Annotated in this window: 4 protein-coding genes and 2 pseudogenes; all 6 read left to right on the top strand. The window is 34.2% G+C overall.

Annotated features, from left to right (window positions below; translation table 11 throughout):
• A partial coding sequence (locus tag K6984_RS30175; RefSeq protein ID WP_221898644.1) for an integrase core domain-containing protein occupies positions 1-359 on the top strand: 359 nt, incomplete at its 5' end.
• Between the two features lie 151 nt (positions 360-510).
• Positions 511-663: a hypothetical protein gene (locus K6984_RS30170; protein WP_221898643.1), complete on the top strand. Its 153-nt coding sequence runs from the start codon at positions 511-513 to the stop codon at positions 661-663.
• Positions 615-1,415 (top strand): annotated as a pseudogene (locus K6984_RS30165) (type I restriction-modification system subunit M N-terminal domain-containing protein); the annotation flags it as partial. The gene K6984_RS30170 and the pseudogene K6984_RS30165, both read left to right, overlap by 49 nt.
• Positions 1,416-1,686: 271 nt before the next feature.
• Positions 1,687-1,821, top strand: a pseudogene (locus K6984_RS30160) (IS6 family transposase); the annotation flags it as partial.
• Positions 1,822-1,886: 65 nt separating this feature from the next.
• Positions 1,887-3,065 (top strand): antiviral reverse transcriptase Drt3a, encoded by a 1,179-nt coding sequence (gene drt3a / locus K6984_RS30155; RefSeq protein ID WP_221898642.1) that lies wholly within the window; start codon positions 1,887-1,889, stop codon positions 3,063-3,065.
• Positions 3,058-4,989: an antiviral reverse transcriptase Drt3b gene (gene drt3b, locus K6984_RS30150; RefSeq protein WP_221898641.1), complete on the top strand. Its 1,932-nt coding sequence runs from the start codon at positions 3,058-3,060 to the stop codon at positions 4,987-4,989. Before drt3a ends, drt3b begins: the two co-directional genes overlap by 8 nt.
• Positions 4,990-5,223: the final 234 nt, after the last annotated feature.

The following is a 5,223-nucleotide window of genomic DNA, read 5'->3' as shown; positions in this document are numbered from 1 at the left end:
TATTAGATGAAGCGCTTTCTCTCTACGGAACACCTGAAATTTTTAATACGGATCAAGGCAGTCAATACACCAGTGAAATTCATACCCAACGACTAAAAAACAAAGGCATTACTATTTCTATGGATGGAAAAGGACGAGCAACGGATAATATTTGTATTGAACGGTTTTGGCGAAGTGCAAAATGTGAGCGTATTTATTTAAATGAATATGGTTCAATTAGAGCGTTAATAGAAGATGTTGATGACTATATTGAGTTTTATAATCATCAACGGTTTCATGAAACCCTGGACTATAAAAAACCAATGAATGTATATAGAGAAAGTATTTTAGCTAATGAACAGCAGAATGAAGCGGCTTAGGAATATGGAATAAGGATTGTTGAAAAATCTGTCTTGACTCTTTGGGGTGCTATAATTTGCCAATCCGAAGTGCGCGATAGCGCGCGAGGGAGGCTAAAATTTTATCCCGAATAGCCGTAGAGCCATTTGTGGTAGCCATGACTGAGCTGCTTTGTGCTCAGTCTGTGGCGGACGCAGGGCGGCTGGAGCATCTCCTATTCGCTGCGTAGGTGAACGAATTACGGCGACAGGAGTCCCGGAATTTCGTGAGGTAGCATGGCGCGCCTGCTTTGGGGTATTGCCGACCAATTACGTGGCGCAATGAATGCGGATGACTTTCGGGATTATATGTTGTCGTTTTTGTTTTTACGGTATTTGTCAGATAACTACGAGTTAGCAGCCAACAAAGAATTAGGCGTTGATTATCCTAAGCTTGAAGAAATCGATAAGCGTTCCCCCTTGGCTGTGTGGTATGAGAAAAATACAGAGGATATTGCCGAGTTTGAAAAGCAAATGCGCCGTAAAGTGCATTATGTGATTAAGTCAGAATACCTGTGGAGCAGCAGCGCAGAGTTAGCTAGAACACAAGATGCTGACTTGCTTGTTACCCTACAGAATGGTTTTAAATACATTGAAAACGAATCCTTTGGAGATAATTTCCAAGGCTTGTTTTCAGAGATTAATTTAAATTCTGAAAAGCTGGGTAAAAATCACGAAGACCGGAATGCTAAACTCTGCAATATCATTTCAAAAATTGCAGAAGGCATTGCTGATTTTTCAACCGATAGTGATGTATTGGGTGATGCCTATGAATACCTGATTGGTGAGTTTGCGGCAGGCTCTGGAAAAAAAGCGGGTGAGTTTTATACGCCGCAACAATTATCCAATATCTTGTCTGAAATCGTCACCCTTGATAGCCAAGAGCCAACCACAGGCAAAAAGAAAAAATTAAATAAGGTGCTCGATTTTGCCTGTGGTTCAGGTTCGTTATTGTTAAACGTACGCCATAAGTTAGGCGCTAACGGTATTGGTAAAATATACGGGCAAGAGTCTAACATTACGACGTTAACTCTTAGCCTAAAAGAAAGAGACCTGATGTTTCGTATCCGCATATCACGTTAGCAGTAGATATATATATCTTAAAAACAAAAGAAAAAAACCAAAAAAATCAAAGCCTTAAACCCTTAAAACCTTATTAAAAACAATATCTTAAGTGGAATATTCTCAGCTATAAATGCATTATATACAAATATAAAAAAACAAAAATAAAAACAACGTAAATGACAAAGGTTTTATATCTCATTGTATATATATTGATTTCTTAAAAGAAAAAAAGCAAAAATCATAGTTGATGGGCTTTAAAGCGTTTCACTCCGCCCAAGCAACAATTGATGGAATTGAAACGGCACATATCATCCGAAAGGGGCAATTCTCTGAGGAAAATATTCCTGCTTATAAGCAGTTTATGGCTTTAGCAGGATAGTTATCCCTGAAGACCAGGAGGCCTGATTTTTTAATCATAATTGCGACATAACCGCCTTATTCTATATGCTAAAACAGACATTTGATAATACTGCCATTGCCAAAGTACTAACCCGAGAAGATGTTTTGCGTTGGAATTTATGGAGTAAGCCTGAAAAAAAAGAGTGTGCCATCGAGGCGTTGGAAAACTTGATTCAAGCCAAAAACTTTAATATTTCCGCACTAAAATCGGAGAAAAGGCGTGGAAAGACTACTTATCAAGCAAATAATATTGAAGATGCTATCACGATAAGACTATTAGACCGCTATATCAGGCGTATTTATAAAGTAAGGCAATCTGATAGAAATAGAGTCATTAGGCAAGTTAAAACTGTATTAAGAGATTCTGGTCACTATACCGTTATGCGGCTTGATATTAAGCAGTGTTATGAATCTATCGACTTTGAAGCATCAATAAAGAAGTTGGAAAATGATATGCTCCTAGCTCCTTCTTGTATACGATTATTGAATTCAATATCGTCCTTTTGTAAAAATAAAAAACTAAAAGGTTTACCTAGAGGGTTAGCGATATCTACCACTTTAGCAGAACTGTATTTAGAAGCGATAGATAAACATATAAAAGTTGAAGAGGGTTTTTTTTATGCGACAAGGTATGTGGATGATTTCTTCATTTTGATTGATAAAACCAAAGAGAAAGAATTAAAAGAAAACCTAAAACAAAAGTTTAATGAGATTGGGCTTAGTCTTAATGATGAATCACATAAAAAATATATTGGACCATCACAAGATGCTGAGTTTGATTATCTTGGTTATAACATTTTAGTTAAATCTGTAAATAATAGCGAAAATGAAGTTACTTTAACTATTTCAAAGAAAAAATTAGATAAGATTAAACAAAAAGTGGCTATAAGCTTGAATGAGAATAAGAAAATTCCAGATTTTAATCTTCTAAAACAACGCTTAACCTATCTTACTGTTCTTAAAATAATAAAAAAGAATGATAATGGAGTATTACTAGGTGGGTTGGCTTATAACTATCGCTATGTATCTGATGAATTTAAATGTTTAAGAACTATAGATGGTTTTTTAATGAATATGAAAAATCAATCGAGATTTTCTTTTAATAATGAAGAAAAAGAAATGCTATCAAAAATATCATTTTATAGTTCTGTTAGTAAGAAGAAACAAGGTAAATATACTCGAAGAAAAGCGGAGAAGATAAGTAGAGTATGGAAAAATGTCTGAAGTAATTAATATAAACGATCAAGACAAGCATCGTACTCTATTAACGGATGTACTGCCTTACGAACTGCCTCTTTGGTATACCAATTACAGCATGTATAAAGCTTTTAAGGATAAGGATCGCGAGGGTATTTATCTGAATACTCTTGATCCAAATTTTTCAAAGTCTGCTGATAGCCTTATTCCTCTAAATTATACTGTTTCTCGTGGTGGCAATAAATTTCGTGATTTATATATTATTCATCCTATTGCACAATTAAAAGTTTGTGACTTTTACCATAAATTTTATGATCTAATTGAATACTACTGTGGTAAATCAAACCAATCTTTAAGGTATCCTGTAAAGAAGACTACTAAATTTTACGGAAAAACATCAGCAGCTAAAAATGATAGTGACGGAGTCGAGACTTTAAATGATGATCGAGTGACATCAAGCTCATATTTTAAATATAAAAGGTATTCATTTCTTTATCGATTTTTTGAATCTTATGATTACCATAAGTTAGAAAAAAGATTTAGCCATATGATGCAAAATGACATTGCTAAATGTTTTCCTAGTATTTATACACACTCCATTGGCTGGGCAACTAAAACTAAACGATTATCAAAAAAAAGAACAAAAGGAAGTTTTGACCGTGCTTTTGATTCATTAATGCAAGATATTAATTACCGTGAAACGCACGGTATTATCATTGGACCTGAAGTATGTAGAATTTTTGCTGAGGTGATACTTCAGCAAATTGATTTAGATTTAATTGCCAAGCTAAAAAAATGTGCCAAATTCGGTAATGATGGGTTAGTTATTGGTAAAGATTATGATTTCAGACGTTATGTCGATGATTATTTTATCTTTTATCGAGATGATGGCGTTTGTAAGACAGTATTATCTGCTTTAGAAAAGTGTTTGCTAGACTATAAGTTGTATTTAAATGATACAAAAACAACCTATACTAAGCGCCCTTTTTCCACAGAAATATCTTTGTCTAAAAACGCCATACGCTCTAATGTAGATAGTCTTTACCGAAGTAGATACAAAGAAGATAGCACTATAGTGTTACTACAGCAGCCTGACTGGAAAGCTAATAAATCCATCTCTTCTATTAAAATGGCATTAGCAGCATACGACGTTCAATATTATTCGATTTCAAACTATTTGTTTAGTGCTATCGAAAAGGGAATGAAAGCTTACCTTAAAAAAGTTTCTGATCTGGATAAGGTGACAATTGAACATGTAAATTGGCTTCTAGTTGACTTAGATGTACTGTTTTTTATTCATGCAATGGATATCCGAATTCGTACTACAGATCGACTCGCAAGAATGATTGATAAACTGCTGGATTCAACAAACAAATGGAGCGAATCTTTTAGAGATTTAATTCATAAAAAGGTCTTTGATATGGTTTACCAGTCCATCAGTATTATAACTAACTCTTTACAGGGCATTGTGGGGTTAGAAACGCTTAATTTATTAGTCATTCTTACAATGTTACCTAGTGATTTTCGACTAGGAGTTGATAAGTTAAAAGGGTATTACAAAAGTATCAGGGAATCATCTGATACTCAGGATTTTTATTTTAGCTGGGTAACTTTTATGCTCTACACGAAAAATGAAGAGCCTTATAAAATTTTTTGTAACGAGTTAATCAACGATGCTAGAATATTTATTTTAGGGCACTTGGATGGTTTTAGATCAACTGAGTATTTTTTGTTATTTTTTGATTTTATGGCTTGCAAATATATTTCTGAGAATATTAGACGTGAGTTAGGAATAGAGGTTAAAGAATTAACTACTGACAGGTTTAATTGTAATAAGTTAAATGCTAATTTAAGTAAAATAATGGATAATGATTTTGTTGTAAGCTGGAGAGATGATAAATATCTACAAAACAGCTTAGAAAAAAGAGAGTTTATTTTCTCTTATGACTGAGTTATGCCACCTGCCTCTATATCATTATTTCATCTGAGTAGCTTCACTTCGCTCTAGATTGGGCTCTCTAGTTGGGGGCACACACACGAACTGAGGTAGGTGGCTCCCTATTACCTACGATCATAAGATTTAATTTCAGCCAAAGAAGGTTCGCATGTTTGACTAAAAATAGTGCGACTTTTCAAGTTATTATTCTCATGGATGTCATATAGTACCTGACTTTCTCACTAGTTT

It is taken from the genome of Bathymodiolus japonicus methanotrophic gill symbiont (assembly GCF_019721995.1).
Taxonomy (GTDB): Bacteria; Pseudomonadota; Gammaproteobacteria; order Methylococcales; family Methylomonadaceae; genus Methyloprofundus.
The sequence above is the reverse complement of the archived record's forward strand: the minus strand, read 5'-3'. Positions and strand labels throughout refer to the sequence as shown.

Coding starts and splice junctions, on each gene's coding strand:
- drt3a (WP_221898642.1), top strand. CDS start 1,887: ATGCTAAAACAGACATTTGATAATACTGCCATTGCCAAAGTACTAACC.
- drt3b (WP_221898641.1), top strand. CDS start 3,058: ATGTCTGAAGTAATTAATATAAACGATCAAGACAAGCATCGTACTCTA.